The organism is Nocardioides dubius (assembly GCF_039528155.1).
In the GTDB taxonomy this organism is placed as follows: Bacteria; Actinomycetota; Actinomycetes; order Propionibacteriales; family Nocardioidaceae; genus Nocardioides; species Nocardioides dubius.
This window is the reverse complement of record NZ_BAAALG010000012.1, coordinates 138994-160554: the sequence shown is the minus strand read 5'-3', so window position 1 is coordinate 160554 and position 21561 is coordinate 138994. Positions and strand designations below refer to the sequence as shown.

General features: G+C 70.9%; 17 protein-coding genes. 6 read left to right on the top strand and 11 right to left on the bottom strand.

Going from position 1 to position 21561, the window contains the following annotated elements; all coding sequences use genetic code 11:
* The first annotated feature begins 47 nt into the window (after positions 1–47).
* On the top strand, positions 48–1556 hold the full coding sequence (locus ABD151_RS16935) for a DHA2 family efflux MFS transporter permease subunit (protein ID WP_343995974.1): 1509 nt from the start codon (positions 48–50) through the stop codon (positions 1554–1556).
* Here the strand turns inward: ABD151_RS16935 and ligA are convergent.
* On the bottom strand, positions 1553–3691 hold the full coding sequence (gene ligA, locus ABD151_RS16930) for an NAD-dependent DNA ligase LigA (RefSeq protein ID WP_343995973.1): 2139 nt from the start codon (positions 3689–3691) through the stop codon (positions 1553–1555). The genes ABD151_RS16935 and ligA overlap by 4 nt on opposite strands.
* A gap of 62 nt (positions 3692–3753) precedes the next feature.
* Here ligA and ABD151_RS16925 point away from each other — a divergent pair, with 62 nt between their 5' ends.
* The 5 genes from ABD151_RS16925 (at position 3754) to ABD151_RS16905 (ending at position 9660) form a co-directional block, all read left to right on the top strand.
* On the top strand, positions 3754–4374 hold the full coding sequence (locus ABD151_RS16925) for an alpha/beta hydrolase (RefSeq protein WP_343995972.1): 621 nt from the start codon (positions 3754–3756) through the stop codon (positions 4372–4374).
* A 129-nt stretch (positions 4375–4503) separates the two neighbouring features.
* Positions 4504–6306 (top strand): choice-of-anchor J domain-containing protein, encoded by a 1803-nt coding sequence (locus ABD151_RS16920; RefSeq protein WP_343995971.1) that lies wholly within the window; start codon positions 4504–4506, stop codon positions 6304–6306.
* 141 nt (positions 6307–6447) lie between these two features.
* Positions 6448–7080, top strand: a complete 633-nt coding sequence (locus ABD151_RS16915; RefSeq protein ID WP_343995970.1) for a TetR/AcrR family transcriptional regulator — start codon at positions 6448–6450, stop codon at positions 7078–7080.
* Positions 7080–8684, top strand: a complete 1605-nt coding sequence (locus ABD151_RS16910) for an MFS transporter (protein WP_343995969.1) — start codon at positions 7080–7082, stop codon at positions 8682–8684. Before ABD151_RS16915 ends, ABD151_RS16910 begins: the two co-directional genes overlap by 1 nt.
* A gap of 43 nt (positions 8685–8727) precedes the next feature.
* Entirely contained in the window at positions 8728–9660 is a 933-nt protein-coding gene (locus ABD151_RS16905; protein WP_343995968.1) for an esterase/lipase family protein, read from the top strand.
* Between the two features lie 2 nt (positions 9661–9662).
* Here the strand turns inward: ABD151_RS16905 and ABD151_RS16900 are convergent, their stop codons facing one another.
* The 10 genes from ABD151_RS16900 to ABD151_RS16855 all read right to left on the bottom strand — a co-directional run bounded on the left by ABD151_RS16900 (position 9663) and on the right by ABD151_RS16855 (position 21163).
* Complete coding sequence (locus ABD151_RS16900; RefSeq protein WP_343995966.1) at positions 9663–10673, bottom strand: uroporphyrinogen decarboxylase/cobalamine-independent methonine synthase family protein; 1011 nt, start codon at positions 10671–10673, stop codon at positions 9663–9665.
* Entirely contained in the window at positions 10670–11782 is a 1113-nt protein-coding gene (mnmA, locus tag ABD151_RS16895; protein ID WP_343995965.1) for a tRNA 2-thiouridine(34) synthase MnmA, read from the bottom strand. Before mnmA ends, ABD151_RS16900 begins: the two co-directional genes overlap by 4 nt.
* Positions 11782–12978: a cysteine desulfurase family protein gene (locus tag ABD151_RS16890; protein ID WP_343995964.1), complete on the bottom strand. Its 1197-nt coding sequence runs from the start codon at positions 12976–12978 to the stop codon at positions 11782–11784. Before ABD151_RS16890 ends, mnmA begins: the two co-directional genes overlap by 1 nt.
* A gap of 26 nt (positions 12979–13004) precedes the next feature.
* On the bottom strand, positions 13005–14123 hold the full coding sequence (gene proB / locus ABD151_RS16885) for a glutamate 5-kinase (protein ID WP_343995963.1): 1119 nt from the start codon (positions 14121–14123) through the stop codon (positions 13005–13007).
* Entirely contained in the window at positions 14120–15664 is a 1545-nt protein-coding gene (gene obgE / locus ABD151_RS16880; RefSeq protein WP_343995962.1) for a GTPase ObgE, read from the bottom strand. The genes proB and obgE overlap by 4 nt, the downstream gene beginning before the upstream one ends.
* A gap of 105 nt (positions 15665–15769) precedes the next feature.
* Positions 15770–16024, bottom strand: coding sequence for a 50S ribosomal protein L27 (gene rpmA / locus ABD151_RS16875; RefSeq protein ID WP_343995961.1), 255 nt, complete (start codon positions 16022–16024; stop codon positions 15770–15772).
* A 45-nt stretch (positions 16025–16069) separates the two neighbouring features.
* Positions 16070–16378, bottom strand: a complete 309-nt coding sequence (gene rplU, locus ABD151_RS16870; protein ID WP_343995960.1) for a 50S ribosomal protein L21 — start codon at positions 16376–16378, stop codon at positions 16070–16072.
* Positions 16379–16574: 196 nt separating this feature from the next.
* Positions 16575–17684, bottom strand: coding sequence for a homoserine O-acetyltransferase MetX (metX, locus tag ABD151_RS16865; RefSeq protein ID WP_343995959.1), 1110 nt, complete (start codon positions 17682–17684; stop codon positions 16575–16577).
* A gap of 27 nt (positions 17685–17711) precedes the next feature.
* A complete protein-coding gene (locus ABD151_RS16860) occupies positions 17712–18998 on the bottom strand; it encodes an O-acetylhomoserine aminocarboxypropyltransferase/cysteine synthase family protein (protein ID WP_343995957.1) in 1287 nt (428 codons plus the stop codon).
* Positions 18999–19147: 149 nt separating this feature from the next.
* Positions 19148–21163 carry an Rne/Rng family ribonuclease gene (locus tag ABD151_RS16855; RefSeq protein WP_425571942.1) on the bottom strand — a complete coding sequence of 672 codons (2016 nt, stop codon included), beginning with the start codon at positions 21161–21163 and terminating at the stop codon, positions 19148–19150.
* Positions 21164–21561 lie beyond the last annotated feature (398 nt).

The following is a 21561-nucleotide window of genomic DNA, read 5'->3' as shown; positions in this document are numbered from 1 at the left end:
CTCCGACACCCATCGAATGCCCGTGCCCGGGTGTACGTTCATCGATTGTGACCACTTCGGCGACGACCACCGATCTGCCTGCCGACTACAAGCCGTGGCCGGCTCTGTGGGCGATGGTGATCGGCTTCTTCATGATCCTGCTCGACACCACGATCGTCTCCGTGGCGACGCCCGCGATCATGGAGGGACTGGACACCGACGTCAACGCGGTGATCTGGGTGACCAGCGCCTATCTGCTGGCCTATGCGGTGCCACTGCTGGTCACCGGGCGGCTCGGCGACCGGGTCGGGCCGAAGAACATCTACCTGGTCGGCCTGGCCATCTTCACCCTCTCCTCGCTGTGGTGTGGCCTGACCGGCTCCATCGAGGGCCTGATCATCGCCCGGGTCTGCCAGGGCCTCGGCGCCTCGATGATGTCGCCGCAGACGATGGCGGTGATCACCCGGACCTTCCCCGCGCACAGCCGCGGCCAGGCGATGGCGCTGTGGGGCGCCACGGCCGGCGTCGCGATGCTGGTCGGCCCGCTGCTCGGCGGCGTGCTGGTGGACAGCGCCGGCTGGGAGTGGATCTTCATCATCAACGTGCCGGTCGGCATCGTGGCCGGCATCCTGGCCTGGCGACTGGTGCCGAGGCTGGTCACCCACAACCACAGCTTCGACCTGCCGGGCGTCGCGCTCTCCGCGGTCGCGCTGTTCTGCATCGTCTTCGGCATCCAGGAGGGCGAGAAGCACGACTGGGGCCGGTTCAGCGAGATCGACGCCCCCGGCTGGCTGGAGCCGCTGGTCTCGGTGCCCGGCCTGATCGGGTTCGGCGTGGTCGTCTTCGCGATCTTCATCTGGTGGCAGGGCCACAACGAGCGCGAGCCGCTGGTTCCGCTCTCCCTCTTCCGCGACCGCAACTTCTCGCTGGCCAACCTCGGCATCTCCACGGTCTCGTTCGCGATCACGGCGCTGACCCTGCCGTTCATGTTCTACGCCCAGGGCGTGCGCGGGCTCTCCCCCACCGAGTCCGCCCTGCTGCTGATCCCGATGGCCGTGCTCTCCGCCGGTCTCGCTCCGGTGGTGGGCCGGCTGGTCGACACCTTCCCTCCGCGCTGGATCACCGCCTTCGGCTTCGGCGCCGGCACCGTGGCGGTCTTCGCGCTGGGCCGGGCGATGACGCCGGACTCCCCCACCTGGCAGCTGCTGCTCGCGCTGGGCCTGCTCGGGGCGTCGAACGCCTTCCTCTGGGCGCCGCTGAGCGCCACCGCCACCCGGAACCTGCCGATGTCCGCGGCCGGAGCGGGTGCAGGCGTCTACAACACCACCCGCCAGTTCGGCGCGGTGCTGGGCAGCGCCGGGATCGCGGCCCTGATGCAGAGCAGGCTCGCAGCCGAGCTGCCCGGCGCCGGGTCGGGTGCCTCGGAGGCCGACGTCAGCAAGCTCCCCGAGGCCGCCCACGAGGGCTTCGCGGCGGCGATGTCGACCTCGATGCTGCTGCCCTCGGCGATCCTGGTCGTGGGTCTGGTCGCCTCGCTCTTCTTCGCGACGCCGACCCACGCCCGCAAGGAGGGCTAGCCCTCCTCGGCCTCGCTCTCCGTCTCGGCCGCGGGCTCGGCGACGGCGTCCGGGCCACCAGCCAGCAGCCGCTCGAAGCCCTCCTCGTCGAGGATCCGCAGCCCCAGCTGCTCGGCCTTGTCGGCCTTGGAGCCGGCGTTGTCTCCGACGACGACGAAGTCGGTCTTCTTCGACACTGAGCCCGACGCCTTGCCGCCGCGCACGATGATCGCCTCCTTGACGGAGTCGCGGGTGTAGTTGACCAGCGACCCGGTGACCACCACGGTCAGCCCCTCCAGGGTGCGCGCGACGCCCTCGTCACGCTCGTCGGCCATCCGCACGCCGGCGGCCGCCCACTTGTCGATGATCGCGTTGTGCCAGTCGGACTCGGGACCGTCGAACCACTCGCGCAGGGAGGCGGCGATCACGCCGCCCACGCCCTCGGTCGCCGCCAGCGCCTCGACGTCGGCGTCGCGGATCGCCTCCATCGAGCCGAAGGCGGTGGCCAGCGCTCGCGCCGCGGACGGGCCGACGTGCCGCACCGAGAGCGCCACCAGAACCCGCCAGAGCGGGACGTCCTTGCGGGTCGCCAGATTGTCGAGCAGCTTCTGACCGTTGGCGGTCAGCTGCCGGCCCTCCTCCCCCTTCTTGGCGGCACGGGTGAACAGCTCCGTGCGCACCAGCGCGTCAGCGTCCAGGTCGAAGATGTCGCCCTCGTCGGTGAGCACCTCGGCCTCCAGCAGCGCGGCCGCGGCCTCGCTGCCCAGGCCCTCGATGTCGAAGGCGCCTCGCCCCGCGACGAAGTAGACCCGCTCCAGCAGCTGGGCCGGGCAGGAGCGGTGGTTGGGGCAGCGGCGGTCCTTGTCGCCCTCCTTCTGCTCCACCAGCTCGGTGCCGCAGGAGGGACAGTGCGTCGGGGCGACCCACTCGGGCAGGCCCTCGGGCCGCAGGTCCGGCACCGCGCCGAGGATCTCCGGGATCACGTCGCCGGCCTTGCGCAGGATCACCGTGTCGCCAGGGCGGACGTCCTTGCGCTTGACCTCGTAGAAGTTGTGCAGCGTGGCGCGCTCGACGGTGGAGCCGGCCACCTTGGTCGGCTCCATCACGCCGAACGGAGTGACCCGACCGGTGCGCCCGGTGTTGACCTCGATGGCCAGCAGCTTCGCGTTGACCTCCTCCGGCGGATACTTGAAGGCGATCGCCCAGCGCGGCGCACGGCTGGTGGAGCCCAGACGCCGCTGCAGCGTGACGTCGTCCACCTTGACCACGACGCCGTCGATCTCGTGCTCGACATCGTGGCGGTGCTCCCCGTAGTGCTCGATGAACTCCTGCACCTCGGCCAGCGTAGGCAGCACCTTGATCCGCTCGGAGGTGTGCAGGCCCCAGGCCCGGAGCGCCGCGTAGGCCTGCGACTGCGAGGCGGGCTCGAAGCCCTCGCGGAAGCCGATGCCGTGGCAGATCATGTCCAGCGCCCGGCTCGCGGTGATCTCCGGGTTCTTCTGCCGCAACGACCCGGCGGCAGCGTTGCGCGGGTTGGCGAAGACGGGCTTGCCGGCGTCCAGCTGCTGCTCGTTGAGGCGCTCGAAGGCGACGACCGGCAGGAACACCTCGCCGCGCACCTCGACCCGGCCCGGCACCGGGAACTCGGCCGTTCCGGTCAGCCGGTGTGGGATCGAGGCGATCGTCCGCACGTTGGCGGTGACGTCCTCACCGGTCGATCCGTCACCGCGGGTGAGCGCCCGCACCAGCTCGCCGTCCTCATAGAGGAGGTTGATCGCCAGGCCGTCGATCTTCAGCTCGCAGAGCAGCTCGGGGGCGGCGATCCCGTCCCGGAGCAGGCGCCCGTACCAGGTGTCGAGCTCCTCGTAGGAGAAGGCGTTGTCGAGGCTCTCCATCCGCTGCAGGTGGTCGAAGGAGGCGAACCCGGCGGCGACGACGCCACCCACCTTCTGGCTCGGCGAGTCGGGAGTGCGGAGCTCGGGGAACTTCTCCTCGAGCGACTCCAGCTCGCGCATCGCGGCGTCGAACTGGCCATCGTCCATCGTCGGCGAGTCGTCGCCGTAGTAGCGCTGACGCGCCTCCTCGATCCGTTGGCTCAGCTCCGCGTGCTGGGAACGGGCCTCGTCCGGTGCCGAGCGCACCTCGTCGCTGCTCATGGCTCTATCTTGCCGTGTGCCTCCGGCACAGGACGGGTTGCCGTCGCTGTCAGAATCGCGGGGTGACCTCCGTCAGCCTGACCCGCCGCAACGTCGCCGGCCAGCGTGCTCTGATCCTGATGCTGCACGGCGGCCAGGAGATCTCTCGCGAGCCGGTCGAGCACTCCAGTGGACCGTGGCGGCGCAGCCTGGTGATGCAGCACGCGATCACCCGCCGGGCGCACGCTGCCGGCGTCGGCACCTGGCTGCTGCGCTACCGCGAGCGGGGCTGGAACGACGACGCCGCGCCCTCCCCCGTTCCCGACGCGCGTTGGGCGCTCGATCAGGTCCGGCGCGAGCTCGGCGAAGTGCCGGTCGTCCTGGTCGGCCACTCGATGGGCGCCCGCACCTCCGTGCACGTCGCCGACGACCCGCTGGTGCAGGGCGTGGTGGCGCTCGCTCCCTGGCTCCCGCCGGAGGACCCGGTGACCCCGCTGATCGGCAAGAGCCTGGCCGCCGCCCACGGCAGCACCGACCAGATCACCTCCGCGAAGGCCACCGCCCGCTTCGTGGAGCGAGCCCGCGCACACGGCGCCAGCGCCGAGTTCCACGACATGGGGCCGGTCGGCCACTACATGCTGCGCCGGGTCCGCGCCTGGAACGAGTTCGCGATCAGCCGCTCGCTGGCGCTGCTGCCGCGGTAGTCACCTGGCCTAGACCTTTCTCAGACACGCTCCAATTTTGGATAGAGTGTGGCTTTGGGCCTGGAGGGGCCCGCGTCGCTCGGGAGACACCTACGTCACCGTCATCCCGCCACGCATCGGAGAGACCCCATGTCCCTACCCCGTCGCGCCCAAATCCGCCGCGCCCTGGCCGCAACGGCAGCCGTCGCCGTCTGCGCAACCGGCGCCACCGCCCTCGCCACGACCGCCACCGCCTCGCCGGCAACCCCCAGCCCGACGGCCGACGCGGTCGGCGTCGACCTCGCGGAGAACTTCGACGCGTTCCCGAGCCCCGGCTGGACCGTTACCAACAACAGCTCCCCCGTCGGCTCGATCTCCTGGTTCCAGGGAACGGCCACCGACGCCACGCCGACACCCGGCCCGTTCAACTCCCACCAAGGCGCCAACAACTCCTACGCCGGCGTGAACTTCAACTCGACGGGGAGCACCGGAACCATCAGCAACTGGCTGATCACGCCGCTGATCACCGACCTCAGCGCGGGCGACGCCTGGTCCTTCTACACCCGCAAGCCGACGGTCGGCGCCGGACAGACCGACTACCCGGATCGGCTCGAGGTCCGGATGTCGACCGGCGGATCCTGCAGCCCGGGCTCCGGCGCGTCGGCGGTCGGCGACTTCAGCACCCTGCTGGTCTCGGTCAACCCGACCCAGGTCGCCGGCGGCTACCCGCAGGCCTGGACGCAGTTCTCCGGCAGCATCCCGTTGGGTGCGCCCACCACCGGCTGCCTGGCGTTCCGCTACTTCGTCACCGGCGGCGGCTCGCTCGGCACCAACAGCGACTACATCGGTGTCGACACCTTCCGCTACACCCACCAGTCCGACCCGACCGTCCCCGATACCGCTCTCACCAACATCGCGCGAACGGGACACGGCAGCGTCAGCGCAACCTTCACCGCCACTCCGGGCTACGCGATCGCCGGCTATGAGTGCAGCCTCGACGGTGCTCCGTTCGCCGCGTGCACCAGCCCCTTGCACATCACCGGACTGAGCCACGGATCGCACGACCTCTCCGTGCGAGCGCGCACCCACGCCGACATCGTCGACCCGACCCCGGCACAGCAGACCTTCAGCGTCGACACCGTCGCGCCCGACGTCACGCTGAGCGACGCCCCCTCGGGCACGATCACCAGCGACGCGACCAGCGTCTCCTTCTCCGCCGACGAGGAGGCCACCTTCGAGTGCCGCCTCGACGACGGCGACTGGGCCGCCTGCACCAGCCCGGCCTCCTTCACCGGGCTGGCCGACGGCGAGCACACCGTTCATGTGCGCGGCACCGACACCTCGGAGAACATCGGCACCCCGGCCAGCTCCACCTTCACCGTCGACACCACTGCTCCCACCGTCACCCTCACCGACGCACCGACCGGCACCCTCGACGTCGCGCACGTCGCCCTCACCTTCACCAGCGACGACCCGGCCGCCAGCTACGAGTGCCGCCTCGACGACGGCGACTGGGCCACGTGCACCAGCCCTGCCTCCTTCACCGGGCTGACCGACGGCGCGCACACCATCGCCGTGCGCGGCACCGACCCCCACGCCAACACCGGGGAGCCCGCGGTCAGCGCGTTCACGGTCGCGGTGCCCGCGCCCCCGAGCACGGCGATCCCCACGCTCACCAAGATCACCCTCAAGGCACCCGCCTCCATCCGCTCCGGCAAGAAGCTGACCGCGACGATCCGCGGCATCGTCCCCGGCACGAAGCTCACCGTCCGTTGGGCCGGCAAGACCAAGCGGATCTCGATCGCCGCCACCAGCAGGAGCACCACCGTCAAGGTCAAGCTCAAGGCACCCAAGGTCAAGAAGGTCAAGCGGACCAAGCTCACCGTCACCGCCACTGCCGGGAGCAAGAAGGTCACCGCCACCAAGAAGGTCAAGGTCAAGCCCAAGCGCTGACCCCACCCTGCGTGCGCCGTCCGGACCCCCGGGCGGCGCACGTCGCATTTCCGGACGGCCCAGAAAAGGGGTTGCCGCGCCGCCGACCCGGTCCTACCCTGATTGAAACGAAACTGTTTCGTTCCAATCAGAGCAGGAGTCATGTCCCCCGCACCCGCACAGTTCGACAAGGAGTCCGGCTCCGCGCGTCCCCGCATCGAGGGCGACCGGGAGCAGGAGATCCTCTCCGCCACCCTCCAGGTGCTCAGTGAGGTCGGCTACGACCGGCTCACCATGGATGCGGTGGCCCAGGCAGCGAAGGCCTCCAAGGCCACGCTGTACCGGCGCTGGCAGAGCAAGGCCACCCTGGTCATCGACGCCCTGCTGGCACAGAAGGGCGTCGAGCACTTCGAGCCCGCCGACACCGGCACCCTGCGCGGCGACCTGCTCGCGATGTTCTGCGGCTTCGGCGGGATCACCGAGCAGAAGCCGATCGCCCTGCTCGCCGGTGTGCTCACCGCGATCCATCGCGACGAGGAGCTGGGCAGCCAGTTCCGCGAGCGGTTCATCGGCCCCAAGATCGCCGCCTCACGGGTCATCTACGACCGTGCCCGCGATCGCGGGGAACTCCGCGAACAGGTCGACCTCGACCTCCTCGCACCGGCCCTGGCCGGCATCGTCCTGCACCGCGTCTACCTGATGGGCGAGGAGCCCACCCCCGAGCTGGTCAGTGCCGTCGTCGACCAGATCATCCTCCCTGCTGCTCTGCACCAACCTCACGAACAGGAATCCTGATGACCGAGAACATCACTGCCACCGAGCAGCCGAGGCCCGAGGCGACCCGCCACGGGTGGGCGCTGGTGCTGATCTGCGTGGCGCAACTGATGGTGGTGCTGGACGGCACGATCGCCAACATCGCCCTCCCCTACATCGGCGACGACCTCAACATCGGCGACTCCAGCCTGCAGTGGATCGTCACCGGCTACGCCCTCACCTTCGGTGGCCTGCTGCTGCTCGGCGGCCGGCTCGGCGACCTCTACGGCCGCCGCCTGATCTTCATCGCCGGTGTCACCGTCTTCGCGATCGCCTCGCTGCTCGGCGGCCTGGCCACCAACGAGGCGATGCTGCTGGGCTCGCGAGGCCTGCAGGGCGTCGGCGCCGCGCTGGCCGCCCCCTCGGCACTCGCCCTGATCACCACCACGTTCCCGGCCGGCCCCGAGCGCAGCCGCGCCTTCGCGGTCTACGCCGCGATGTCCGGCGTCGGCGCCGCGGTCGGCCTGATCCTCGGCGGCTGGCTCACCGGCTCGGGCTTCGACGCCTTCGGCACCCACGTCGACGGCTGGCGGCTCACCTTCCTGATCAACGTGCCGATCGGCATCGCCGCAGCACTCCTTGCCCCGCGCGTGCTCAAGGAGTCCGAGAAGCACACCGGCTGGCTCGACGTGCCCGGCGCCGTCACCGCCACGATCGGCCTGCTCTCCATCGTCTTCGGCCTCTCCCGCGCCGGCGAGGAGAAGCACGGCTGGGGTGACACCTGGACCATCACCAGCCTCGCCGTCGGCGTCGCGCTGCTGGTCGTCTTCGTGCTGATCGAGCGTCGCGTCGAGCACCCGCTGCTGCCCTTCCGCGTGGTCATGAACCGGACCCGCGCCACCAGCTTCGCCGCGATGATGCTGCTGCCCGCCGCGATGTTCGCGATGTTCTTCTTCCTCAGCCTCTTCGTGCAGAACGTGATGGAGTACAGCCCGATCAAGGCCGGGCTCGCCTTCTTGCCGTTCGCCTTCGCGATGGTCTTCTCGGCCGTCACCTGCTCCAAGCTGATCAACCACGTGGCGCCGCGGGTCCTGGCCGGCACCGGCACCCTGATCGCCGCCTTCTCGCTCTTCATGTTCAGCCGGATCGAGGTCGACGACAGCGCCACCAACATCGCCCAGCTCGCCGCGAACGGCGGCAACCTGGGTGAGAGCGTCAACTACTGGACCGACATCTTCCCCTGGGTGATCACCATGGCGATGGGCATGGGCGCCACCTTCGTGACCGTCACCCTGACCGCCGTCCACCACCTGCGCACCGAGGACTCCGGCATCGGGTCCGGCGTTCTGAACACCACCCAGCAGGTCGGCGGCGCGCTCGGCCTGGCGGCGCTCAGCACGGTCGCGGTGCACGTGGCCAACAACTGGACGCCGTCCGGTGCCGCGCCCGCCGGCGCCGGCTCCGAGCAGCTCCCGCCCCGGATGATGGAGCTCTTCGGCTACGCCGCCTTCACCGACGGCGCCACCACCGCCTTCCTGGTCGGGGCCGGGATGGCGCTGCTCGGCTCGCTGGTCATCTGGACCTTCCTCGACGTCAAGCACACCGAGCTGGCGACCGATGGACCCAGCGCCGGCGTCGGCCACTGAGCAGCTGACGTAACCGCGATGCGGCGCATGTCGTTGACCCGCCATGCGCCGCATCGTCGTCACTCTGCTGACCCTGCTCGCTCTGCTGGCCGGGCTCACCTCCAGCCCCGCCAGCGCTGAGGAGAAGCTCCCGGTCCCGTGGAGCTTCCTGCCCACCGCGGTCACCGGCGGGGCTTCCCTGAGCTTCAGCGCACCGGGCACCAACGACTGGTCCTGCAAGCCGACCAAGGCGCACCCCCGCCCGGTGGTGCTGGTGCACGGCACCTTCGGCAACGGCAACACCAACTGGCAGACCTACGGCCCGCTGCTGAAGAACGCCGGCTACTGCGTCTACGCGCTGACCTACGGCCAGCTCAGCAAGGAACTGCCGCTCAGCATCCTCGGCGGCTTCGGCAGCATGAAGGCCTCCGCACGCCAGCTCAAGCAGTTCGTGGCCAAGGTCCGTCGCCACACCGGCGCCGCCAAGGTCGACCTGGTCGGCCACTCACAGGGCACGCTGATGCCCCAGTACTGGGTGCGCTATCTCGGCGGGCGCAAGCACGTGCGCAACTACGTCTCGCTGGCGCCGCTGTGGCACGGCACCCGGGTCGCCGACGTCACCGCACTGCTCAACCCGATCTTCGGCGGCGAGGACGCGTTCCCGGCCTGCACCGCCTGTGCCCAGTTCGGCACCGGCTCGGCGTTCATGAAGAAGATCCGCACGGGCAGGGTGGCCAGCAAGGGCATCCGCTACACGAACATCATGACCCGCTACGACGAGCTGGTGATCCCCTACACCAGCGGCCGGCAGAAGGGGATGCGCAACCTGGTGGTCCAGGACTACTGCGCCACCGACCTCTCCGAGCACTTCGAGATCGCCGCCGACCCGATCGCCGCGCGCCTGGTGCTCAACACCCTCGACCCGAAGCGCGCCAAGAAGGTCGGCTGCACCGTGGTGCTGCCGTTCATCGGCCCGCTCGGCGCCGACGCCGTATAGCGTCAGAAAGTCGCAGCAGCCTCACGGCAGGCACGCAGCGCGGCGCGGACCCAGGTCGCGTCGGCGCCGGCCAGCCCGCAAGTCGGAGTGATCGTCATCGCGGGGGTCGGCTCCAAGCCGAGCATGTCGAGGAAGCGGCTGACCCGCTCGGCGGCCTGCGCCTTGGTCGCGGCAGGCCCGGCGGACGTCGAGCCGACGGCGCCGAGCAGCACCCGCTCCCCCGCCTCGATCGCCTCGGCCAGCTGGTCGGCGCGGACGGCGTCCACCAGGGTCAGGTCGACGGCGACGCCACGGGCACCGGCACCGCGGACCAGCTCGATCGGGAACTCGGGGGCGCAGCAGTGCACGATCGGCACCGCACCGGCGTCGGTGACCGCACCGAGCACCCGGGCCAGTCCCGCGGACGCCTCGGGCAGGTCGATGCTGCGGTGCCGGCCGTAGCCCGACGCGGTCGGGATCTGGGCCGCCAGCACGGCAGGCAGCGCCGGCTCGTCGATCTGCACGATCAGCTCGCTCACCGCGGGCAGCCGCCGGCGCAGATCCGCGACGTGCTCGCGCAGCCCCTCGGCGAGCGACTCGGCGAGCTCCCGGCGGGCGCCGTGGTCGGCGAGCACCTTGTCGCCACGCGGCTTCTCCACCGTGGCCGCCATCGTCCACGGACCGATCAACTGCACCTTGAAGACGCCGTCGTACTCCTGGGCGAGCTCCTCCAGGGTGTCCAGGTCACGGGCCAGCAGCGAGCGGGCCCGGCGCTGGTCGATGCCGGGGCTGCCGGTCAGCCGCCAGCCGGCGGGCTGCAGATCGGCGGCGAGCTCGGCCAGCAGCGCGGCTCCGCGCCCGGTCATCGAGGCGATCGCACCACGCCCCGGAAGCTCCGGCAAGTGGGCGAGATCGGGCAGCTCGCCCAGCACCACCCGCAACGCCTCCGCGAAGGCGGACGCGTTCTCCTCCTCGGCGGCCAGCGGCTCGCCGCCCGGCATCGATCCGATGCCGGTGGCCACGACCTGACTCACCGCAGCGCCTCGCTGCGGGCGGTCGCCGAGATGGTCGCCGAGCCCACCACCCGGGTGCCGTCGTAGATCACCGCGGCCTGCCCGGGGGCGATCCCCTCGGCCGGGTCCAGCAGCTCGATCTCCACGGTGCCGGCCTCGGCATCGGTGACCGTGACCACGGCGCGGTGCTCATCACCGTGCGCGCGGAGCTGCACCGTCGCGTCGAGCGCCGAGGGCACCGTCCCGCACCAGCGTGCCCGGATGCCGCTGATCCGGTCGATCCGCAGCGCCTCGCGCGGGCCGACCTCGATGGTGCCGGAGACCGGCTCGATGGAGAGCACGAAGCGCGGCTTGCCGTCGGGTGCCGGGCGGCCGATGGCCAGCCCCTTGCGCTGTCCGATCGTGTAGGCGGTGGTGCCGCGGTGGGTGCCCAGCACCTCGCCACTGGTGGCGTCGACGATGTCGCCGCCCCGGTTCGGCATCCGCTCGCCGAGCTTCTCCTCCAGCCAGCCGGCGTTGTCGCCGTCGGCGATGAAGCAGATGTCGTGGGAGTCCGGCTTGTGCGCCACCGTCAGGCCCCGGCGCTCGGCCTCGGCCCGGATCTCCGGCTTGGTGGTGTCACCGAGCGGGAAGAGCGAGTGCGCCAGCTGGGCCTGGCTGAGCACGCCGAGCACGTAGGACTGGTCCTTGCCGTGGTCGATGCCGCGGTGCAGCTCGATCAGTCCGTCGGTGCCGGTGGCCAGCTGGGCGTAGTGCCCGGTGACCACCGCGTCGAAGCCGAGCGCCAGCGCGCGGTCCAGCACCGCCGCGAACTTGATCTTCTCGTTGCAGCGCAAGCACGGGTTCGGGGTGCGCCCGGCCGCGTACTCGCTCATGAAGTCCTCGACCACGTCCTCGTGGAAGCGATCGCTGAAGTCCCAGACGTAGAACGGGATCCCGATCACGTCGGCTGCGCGTCGGGCGTCGTTGCTGTCCTCGATGGTGCAGCAGCCGCGGGCACCGGTGCGGTACGACTTCGGGTTGCGCGACAGCGCCAGGTGGATGCCGGTGACCTCGTGCCCGGCATCGACCGCGCGCGCCGCGGCGACGGCGGAGTCGACCCCGCCGGACATGGCCGCGAGGACGCGCATCACCAGCCACCCACGGCGCCGCGGGCCTCGCTGGCCGCCCGGGCCCGCTCGACGACGGCCGCGATCGCCTCCACGACGGCGTCGACGTCGGCGGGGGTGCTGGTGTGCCCGAGGGTGAACCGGAGCGAGCTGCGGGCCTCCGCCTCGGTGCAGCCCATCGCGAGCAGCACGTGCGAGGCCTGCGGGACGCCGGCATTGCAGGCAGATCCCGTGGAGCACTCCACGCCGCGCGCGTCGAGCAGCATCAGCAGCGAGTCGCCCTCACAGCCCGGGAAGCGCAGGTGGGCATGGCCGGGCAGCAGCTCGGCGCCGCGCCCGCTGACCTCCACGTCGGGGACCGCAGCGACCACCCGGGCGACCAGGTCGTCACGCAGCGCGGCGATCCGGGCGGCGTTCGCCGCCTGCTCCTTGACGCTCTGCTCCACCGCGACCGCGAAGCCGGCGATCGCCGGCACGTCGATGGTGCCGCTGCGCACGTCACGCTCCTGGCCGCCGCCGTGCAGGATCGGGGTGACGGTCAGCTCGCGGCGCAGCACCAGGGCGCCGACGCCGAACGGCCCACCGACCTTGTGCCCGGTCAGCGTGAGCGCGTCGACGCCGCTGGCTGCGAAGTCCACCGGGACCGCCCCCACGGCCTGGACCGCGTCGGTGTGCACCGGGATGCCGTGCTCCTTGGCCAGCGCGACCACCTCGGAGATCGGCTGCAGGGTGCCGATCTCGTTGTTGGCCCACATCACCGAGATCAGGCTCACCGATGCCGGGTCCCGCTCCACGGCGGCACGCAGCGTCGCCACGTCGAGCCGGCACTGGGCGTCGACCGGCAGCAGCTCGACGTCGACGCCACGCTCGCTCAGCCACTCCAGCGGATCGAGCACCGCGTGGTGCTCGACGCTGCTGGCCAGGATCCGGGTGCGTCGCGGGTCGGCGGCCGAACGGGCCCAGTGGATGCCCTTGATCGCCAGGTTGTCGGCCTCGGTGCCACCGGAGGTGAAGACCACCTCGCCGGGCCGGCAGCCGAGTGCGGCGGCGATCCGCTCCCGCGACTCCTCGACCACCCGCCGGGCGTCGCGTCCCGAGGCGTGCAACGACGAGGCGTTGCCCACGCGGGCCAGCTGAGTGGTGAGTGCGGCCACCGCCGCCGGCAGCATCGGCGTCGTCGCGGCGTGGTCGAGATACACCCGGGTGGAGTCGGTCATGACAGCCTCAAGCCTACGTCGTCAGCTCACAGCAGCATGAGGTCGTCGCGATGCACGACCTCACGCTCGTAGGCCTCGCCGAACTCGGCGACCAGCTCGGGCGACGAGCGCCCGAGCAGCTTGGGGATCTCCTCGGAGTCGAAGTTCACCAGCCCGCGGGCGATGGCGACGCCGTCCGGACCGACCACGTCGACCGGGTCCCCGGCATGGAAGGTGCCCACCACGCCGGTCAGCCCGGCGGCGAGCAGCGACGCGCCGCGCTCCACCAGCGCGCGCACGGCGCCGGCGTCGACCTGCAGGGAGCCGACGCCCTCGGTGGCGTGCGCCAGCCAGAGCAGGCGCGCGGAGCGGCGCTTGCCGGTGGCGTGGAAGAGCGTGCCGACGCCCTCGCCGCTCAGCGCGGCGGCGGCGTTGTCGGCGCAGGTGAGCACGACCGGGATGCCCGCCTCGACGGCGATCCGGGCAGCCCCCACCTTGGTGACCATGCCGCCGGTGCCCACCGCGGAGCCGACGCTGCCGATGTCGACGCCGTCCAGGTCGGCCGGCCGCGTGACCTCGGTCAGCCGGCGCGCGCCGGGCGTGCCGGGCTTGGCGGTGTAGAGGCCGTCGACGTCGGAGAGCAGGACCAGCAGGTCCGCGTGCACCAGGTGCGCGACCAGCGCGGCGAGCCGGTCGTTGTCGCCGAAGCGGATTTCCGAGGTGGCGACCGTGTCGTTCTCGTTGACGATCGGCAGGGCGCCGAACTCGAGCAGCTTGTCGAAGGTCTGCGAGGCGTTGCGGTAGTGCGCGCGGCGGGTGACGTCGTCGACGGTGAGCAGGACCTGCCCGGTGGTGATCTGGTGCCGGGCCAGCTCCTCGGTGTAGCGGTGCACCAGGAGCCCCTGGCCCACCGAGGCAGCGGCCTGCTGCGCGGCGAGCGCGCGCGGGCGCCGGGTCAGGCCGAGCGGCGCCAGGCCGGCCGCGATCGCACCCGAGGAGACCAGGACGACCTCGGCGCCGCGGGCGCGCACGCCCGCCAAGACGTCGGCCAGCGTCCGGATCCGCTCCGGGTCGATGCCACCCGAGGGGGTGGTCAGCGACGACGAGCCGATCTTGACGACGATCCTGCGGGCGTCGAGCACCTCGCGGCGCAGGCTCCCGCTCACGTGAGTGCGTCCGGGTCGCTCTCGTTCCAGTCCGGGTCCTCGGCCGAGCCGATCTCGTAGGCCATCGGGCCGCTCTGACCGGGGCTGTCGTCGAGGCGCCGGGCCACGTCGGCACGGGTCTCGCCCTCGGTGCGGTCGTCCATCGCCTCGTCGATCTTGCGGCGACGCTTGGCGGCCGGGCGCTGCTCGTCGAAGCGCTGGTCCTCGCCACGACGTCCGAGCATCTCCACGCCGGCGTCGATCCCGGGCTTGAAGTCGAAGACCACCGAGTTCTCCGGACGCCCGATCAGGACGGCGTCGCCCTCCTCGGCGCCGAGGCGCACCAGGGCGGTCTCCACGCCGAGCCGGTTCAGCCGGTCCGCCAGGAAGCCGACGGCCTCGTCGTTGCTGAAGTCGGTCTGGCGCACCCAGCGCTCGGGCTTCTCGCCCCGCACCCGCCAGCCCTCGTTGGTCTCGGTGATGGTGAAGTCCGCGCCGCCGTCGGCACCCGCAGGGCGCAGCACGATCCGCTGGGCCTCGACCTGGGGCTGCTCGGCGCGCGCCGCAGCGACCAGCTCGCCCATCGCGAAGATGAGCTCCTTGAGGCCCTCGCCGGAGGCGGCGCTGATCTCGAAGACCCGCAGGCCGCGCTCGCGCAGCTCGTCGACCACGAAGGAGGCGATGTCACGACCGTCGGGGACGTCGATCTTGTTCAGCGCGACCAGCCGCGGACGGTCCTCCAGACCGCCGTAGCGGGCCAGCTCGCCCTCCATGATGTCGAGGTCGTCGATCGGATTGCGGCCGGGCTCGATCGAGGCCGTGTCGACCACGTGCAGCAGGGCCGCGCAGCGCTCGATGTGCCGCAGGAAGTCGTGACCCAGGCCGCGGCCCTCGGCGGCGCCCTCGATCAGACCGGGCACGTCGGCGACGGTGAAGGTGGTGTCGCCGGCGCGGACCACGCCCAGGTTCGGGACCAGGGTGGTGAACGGGTAGTCGGCGATCTTGGGCCGGGCGCGCGAGATCGCGGCGATCAGCGACGACTTGCCCGCGCTCGGGAAGCCGACCAGGCCGATGTCGGCGACAACCTTGAGCTCGAGGATGACCTCGAGCTCGTCGCCGGGCTCGCCGAGCAGCGCGAAGCCGGGCGCCTTGCGCTTGGCCGAGGCCAGCGCGGCGTTGCCGAGGCCGCCGCGGCCGCCCTGGGCGATCACCATCTCGGTGCCGATGCCGACCATGTCGGCCAGCACGTTGCCCTCGGTGTCGGAGACCACGGTGCCGTCCGGGACCGGGAGCACCAGGTCGGCGCCGTGGGCACCGTTGCGGTGGGCACCGGCACCCTGTCCGCCGTGCTCGGCACGCCGCTTGGCGTTGTGGTGGTAGTCGATGAGCGTGGTGACGTCACCGGTCACCCGCAGGATCACCGAGCCGCCGGGGCCGCCGTTGCCGCCGTCCGGGCCACCGAGCGGCTTGAACTTCTCGCGGTGCACCGACGCCACGCCGTTGCCTCCGCGTCCGGCGGCGATGTGCATCCGGACCTGATCGACGAAGGTGGGAACGGCCATGGGGTGATCCTTTCTGGCGGCGCTCTACCGGCGGTAGGGCCACAAACGCGAAGGCGCCCCTAGATTCTAGGGACGCCTTCGACGAATACTGAACGTGCGGGAGGCTCAGGCCTCCGGGACCACGTTGATGACCTTGCGGCCACGACGGGTACCGAACTCGACCGCACCGGCGGCCAGAGCGAACAGCGTGTCGTCGCCACCGCGACCGACGTTGCTGCCCGGGTGGAAGTGCGTGCCGCGCTGGCGGACGATGATCTCGCCGGCGTTGACGGCCTGGCCACCGAAGCGCTTCACGCCGAGGCGCTGAGCGTTGGAGTCGCGGCCGTTCTTGGTGGAGGCTGCACCCTTCTTGTGTGCCATCTCTTCAGTCCTCTTCTGTCTGGAGTGAGCTCGCCGAGGTCCGCATCAGGCGGAGATGGCGGTGACCTTCACCTGGGTGTACTTCTGACGGTGACCCTGGCGCTTCTTGTAGCCGGTCTTGTTCTTGTACTTCTGGATGATGATCTTCGGGCCCTTGGTGGCACCGAGGACCTCAGCCGTGACGCTGGCCTTGCCGAGCTTGGCGGCGTCGGCGGTGATCGCCTCGCCGTCGACCAGCAGCACGACCGGCAGCTCCACCGACTCGCCAACCGCGGTGGTCACCTTGTCGATCTCGATGACGTCGCCCACGGCAACCTTCTGCTGAGTGGCGCCTGCGCGCACGATCGCGTACACCGCGGTCTCCTTCGTCGAAAATCCTGGCAGAAAACTCTTGGTCTGCGGCCAACAGTCCTCCCGGACCGAGCCATGCAGAGAAAAGGCGCGAATTCACACGCCGAGGGTCAATAGTACGGTCCCGTCCGCACTGAGGCAAAACGACGGCGCGAATGCGACGAGCGCAACACGACGACGGTGGCCGGAGCCACCGGAATCACCCCACGAAGGAACGTACCCGGTCATGGTAGCCCGGCGACTCCAGCAGGAACGAGTCGTGCCCGTGCGGCGAGGAGAGCTCGGCGAAGTCCACGGCGACGCCGTGCGCGCGCAACTGCTCGACCATCCGCTGCGACTGCGCGGTGCTGAAGCGCCAGTCGCTGTCGAAGGAGGTCACCTGGAACCGGGTCGAGGTGCGGGCCAACGCCTCCGCGGTGGCCGCGTCGGCGAACGGATCGAAGTAGTCCAACAGACGCGAGAGCGCCAGGTAGGAGAGAGCGTCGAAGCGCCCCAGGAAGGCGTCGCCCTGGTGCTGGAGGTAGTGCTCCACCTCGAAGTCGGGCGCCATCTCCATCTGCTCGCCGACCGTCGTGCGCCGCCGCCCGAACTTGGTGGCCAGCGCCTCGGGTGAGACGTAGGTGATGTGCGCCATCATCCGCGCCACCTTCATCCCCTGGTCCGGGCGGACCCCGTGCTCGCGATAGCGGCCCTCGCGGTAGTCCGGATCGCCCATGATCGCCTGGCGGGCGACCGTCGAGAAGGCGATGTTCTCGGTGCTGAGCTGCGAGCTGGCCGCGATCACCACGGCGCGCTCGATCTGCTCGGGGGCGTCGCAGACCCACTGCAGCACCTGCATCCCGCCGAGGGAGCCGCCCACCGCCGCGTAGAGGCGCTGGACGCCGAGACTGGCCACCAGCCGCCGGTGCACCGCGACGACGTCGCTCATGTGCAGCAGCGGGAAGTCGGGCCCGTAGGCGCGACCCGTGGCCGGATCGTTCGACTGCGGGCCGGTGGTGCCCGAGCAGCCACCGAGCAGGTTCGCCGAGATCACGAAGAAGCGATCGGTGTCGATCGGCTTGCCGCGCCCGATCATGTTGTCCCACCAGCCGCGCCGCTTCTCCCCCATCCGGAGCCCGGCGGCATGCGCGTCGCCGGTCAGGGCATGGCAGACGAAGATCGCGTTGTCGCCGGTCGGCGACAGCTCGCCGTAGGTCTCGTAGGCGACCTCGACGTCGTGGAGCTCGGCACCGCTACGCAGCCGCAGCGGGTCGCCCTCGGCGAAGAGGACGGCCCGCTGCGTCTCGACGTAGCCCAGAGGATGGGTCACGTTGGTGGAGTCACCTTGCTAGTCGCCTCACTTGGAGGCGGCGAGAGCCTGGTCGAGGTCGGCGATCAGGTCGTCGACGTTCTCGATGCCGATGCTCAGGCGGACCAGGTCCTCGGGGACGCCGGCAGCCTCGAGCTCCTCCGGGGTGAGCTGCGAGTGCGTGGTGGTGGCGTTGTGCACCGCCAGCGACTTCGCGTCGCCGATGTTGACCAGGTGGCTGAACAGCTCAAGCGCCTCGATGAAGCGCTTGCCGCCGTCGCGCCCGGACTTCAGGCCGAAGGAGAGCAGGCCGCCGTAGCCGCGCCCGGTGGAGATCCGGTCGTAGACCGCCTTGTCGGGGCTCGACTCCAGGCCCGGGTAGGAGACCCAGGCGACGGCGTCGTGGCTCTCCAGCCACTGCGCGACGGCGAGGGCGTTGGTCGAGTGACGCTCCAGGCGCAGGTGCAGCGTCTCCAGGCCCTGCAGGAAGAGCCAGGAGTTGTGCGGGGTGATCGCAGCGCCGGTGTTGCGCAGCAGCACGGTGCGGGCCCGGATGATGAAGGCCAGGTTGCCGACGGCCTCGGTCCACACCACGCCGTGGTACGCCTGATCGGGGCCGGTCAGGCCCGGGAAGCGCTCGGAGTGCGCGGCCCAGTCGAAGTTGCCGGAGTCGACGATGATGCCGCCGATGGAGGTGCCGTGGCCGCCGATGTACTTGGTGGCCGAGTGCACGACGACGTCCACGCCGTGCTCGAACGGGCGCACCAGGTACGGGGTCGAGGCGGTCGCGTCCACGATGAAGGGCAGGCCCTGGGCGTGCGCGGCCTCGGACCAGGCGTCCAGGTCGGCGACGTTGATCTTCGGGTTGCCGACGGTCTCGCCGAAGACCAGCTTGGTCTTCTCGTCGACGTGCTTGGCGAGCTCCTCCGGCTTGTTCGGGTCGACGAAGCGGACCTCGATGCCGAACTGCGGCAGGGTGTGCGCGAAGAGCGCGTAGGTGCCGCCGTAGAGGGTGGAGAGCGCGACGATGTTGTCGCCCGCGTAGGTCAGGTTGAGCACCGCATAGGTGATCGCGGCCGAGCCCGACGCCACGGCGAGTGCGCCGACGCCGCCCTCGAGCTGGTTGATCCGGTCCTCGAAGACCGACTGCGTCGGGTTCATGATCCGGGTGTAGATGTTGCCCGGCTCCGACAGCGCGAACAGGTTCGCGGCGTGCTCGGTGTCGTTGAAGACGTAGGAGGTGGTCTGGTAGATCGGCACCGCGCGGGAGTTCGTTGCCGGGTCGGGCTGCTCCTGGCCGGCGTGGACCGCGAGGGTTTCGGGACGGTAGGTCATCGACTCAACCTTTCAGTGCGCGAACGCGCATGCAAAGACTAGTGATCCAGTAGAGTTTTGGAGAAGCCTAGTGAGTAGCTGGGGACGCCGGCAGGAAAATCCCACATAATGGCGCCCCCGCTCCCCCGTCTCACGAGCTCCGGCCGGACTCAGCGCTTGCGCGAGCCCTTCTTCTTGATCGGCACGTGCAGCTCGGCCTGCTCGCCACCCGTCTCCTCCGAGCGGGCGGCGGCCTCGTTGCGACGCCCCCGCGAGCGGGTGGTCACGGTGACCGTCGGAGCCGCCGTCGGTGCCGCCGGCTGCTCGGCCTGCGTCACCGGGGCCACCACGATCGGCTCGGAGGCCTTCGGGGTGACCACGCCGGAGCTGCGCGCTCCACGACGGCTGCGGGTCAGCTGGGTGGTGGTCACCGAGGCCTGCTCAGGCTCGGCGACCTCGGGCTGCTGCGCCTCGGTGGCCTTCTCCGGCTGCGCCTGCTCGGCCGGGGCCGGCTCGGCCTGAGCCGGCTCGGCGGGAGCCTGCTGCTCGGCAGCCTTCTCCTGCTGGGCCGGAGCCTGCTCGCCCTCGGCGGAGCGGTTGCGACGGTTGCGACGCGACGAGCGGGTCGAGGTCTGCACCACCGGTGCGGCTGCCTCGGCGGCGGGCTGCTCGGTTGCCGACTGCTCCGCAGCAGGCGCAGCAGCGACCTCGGCGTCGGCCTGCTCGGCGGCCTCCGGGCGGGCCACTGCGGCAACGTCCTTCGGCGACGGCGGCTTCGGGGCCTCGTGCTGGTGGTCGTTGCGCTGCTGCTCGTTGCGCTGCTGGTCGCCGTCGCCCTTGCCCTTGCGGTTGCGGCGGTTGGAGCGCTTCGAGTCGTCGTCGGAGCGCTTCGGCTCGATCGGCATGTCGTGCAGCATCAGGCCGCGGCCCGCGCAGTGCTCGCAGCTCTCGCTGAACGCCTCCAGCAGACCGGTGCCGATCCGCTTGCGGGTCATCTGGACCAGGCCCAGCGAGGTGACCTCGGCGACCTGGTGGCGGGTGCGGTCGCGGCCCAGGCACTCGACCAGGCGACGCAGCACCAGGTCGCGGTTGCTCTCCAGGACCATGTCGATGAAGTCGACGACGATGATGCCGCCGATGTCGCGCAGCCGCAGCTGGCGGACGATCTCCTCGGCCGCCTCCAGGTTGTTCTTGGTGACGGTCTCCTCGAGGTTTCCGCCGGAGCCGGTGAACTTGCCGGTGTTGACGTCGACGACGGTCATCGCCTCGGTCCGGTCGATCACCAGCGAGCCGCCCGAGGGCAGCCAGACCTTGCGGTCCAGGCCCTTGGCGATCTGCTCGTCGATCCGGTAGGCGGCGAACGCGTCACCGCTGGTCTCGCTCGCCTGGTAGCGCTCGAGGCGGTCCTCGAGGTCGGGAGCGATGTGCGAGACGTAGCCCTGCACGGTGTCCCAGGCGTCGTCGCCGTCGATGACCAGCTTGGCGAAGTCCTCGGTGAACAGGTCACGGACGACCTTGAGGGTCAGGTCGGGCTCGCCGTAGAGCAGCTTCGGAGCGCTGCCCTGCTTGGACTTCGCCTCGATGTCCTCCCAGCGCGCCTTGAGCCGCTCGACGTCCTGGGTCAGCTCCTCCTCGGAGGCGCCCTCGGCGGCGGTGCGCACGATCACGCCCGCGGAGTCCGGGACGATCTCCTTGAGCAGGCTCTTCAGGCGGGCCCGCTCGGTGTCGGGCAGCTTGCGCGAGATGCCGGAGGTGGTGCCGTCCGGCACGTAGACCAGGAAGCGTCCGGCCAGGCTGATCTGGCTGGTCAGGCGGGCGCCCTTGTGGCCGATCGGGTCCTTGGAGACCTGGACCAGGATCGGCTGTCCGCTGGAGAGCACGGACTCGATCTTGCGCGGCTGGCCCTCGCGGTGGCCGAGCGCCGACCAGTTGACCTCGCCGGCGTAGAGCACCGCGTTGCGGCCCTTGCCGATGTCGACGAAGGCGGCCTCCATCGAGGGCAGCACGTTCTGCACGCGACCCACGTAGACGTTGCCGATCATCGAGTTCTGCGACTCGCGCGAGACGTAGTGCTCGACCAGGACCTTGTCCTCGAGGACGCCGATCTGGGTCAGCTCGCCGCGCTGGCGGATCACCATCACCCGCTCGACGGCCTCGCGACGGGCCAGGAACTCGGCCTCGCTCACGATCGGCGCGCGACGGCGACCGGCCTCGCGGCCCTCGCGGCGACGCTGCTTCTTGGCCTCCAGGCGGGTGGATCCGGAGACCGCGGTGATCTGGTCCTCGCCGGTACGACTCTGGCGGACCTTGGTGACGGTGTTGGCCGGGTCGTCGGAGCTGTCGTTCGAGCCCTCGCCGGCACGGCGGCGGCGACGACGGCGCCGCGAGCTGGTGCCCTCGCCCTGCTCGTCGTCGGAGTCGGAGTCGGAGTCCTCGCCCTCGGCGGCCTCGCCGGCGCCCTCGCCCTGCTCGTCGCCCTGCTCGGCGTCGGCGTGGTCGTTGGACTTGCGGCGGCGGCGTCCGCCACGACGGCGGCGACGCCGGATTCATGGGTGCCGCGCCACCGCAGGGGGACCAGGTGCAC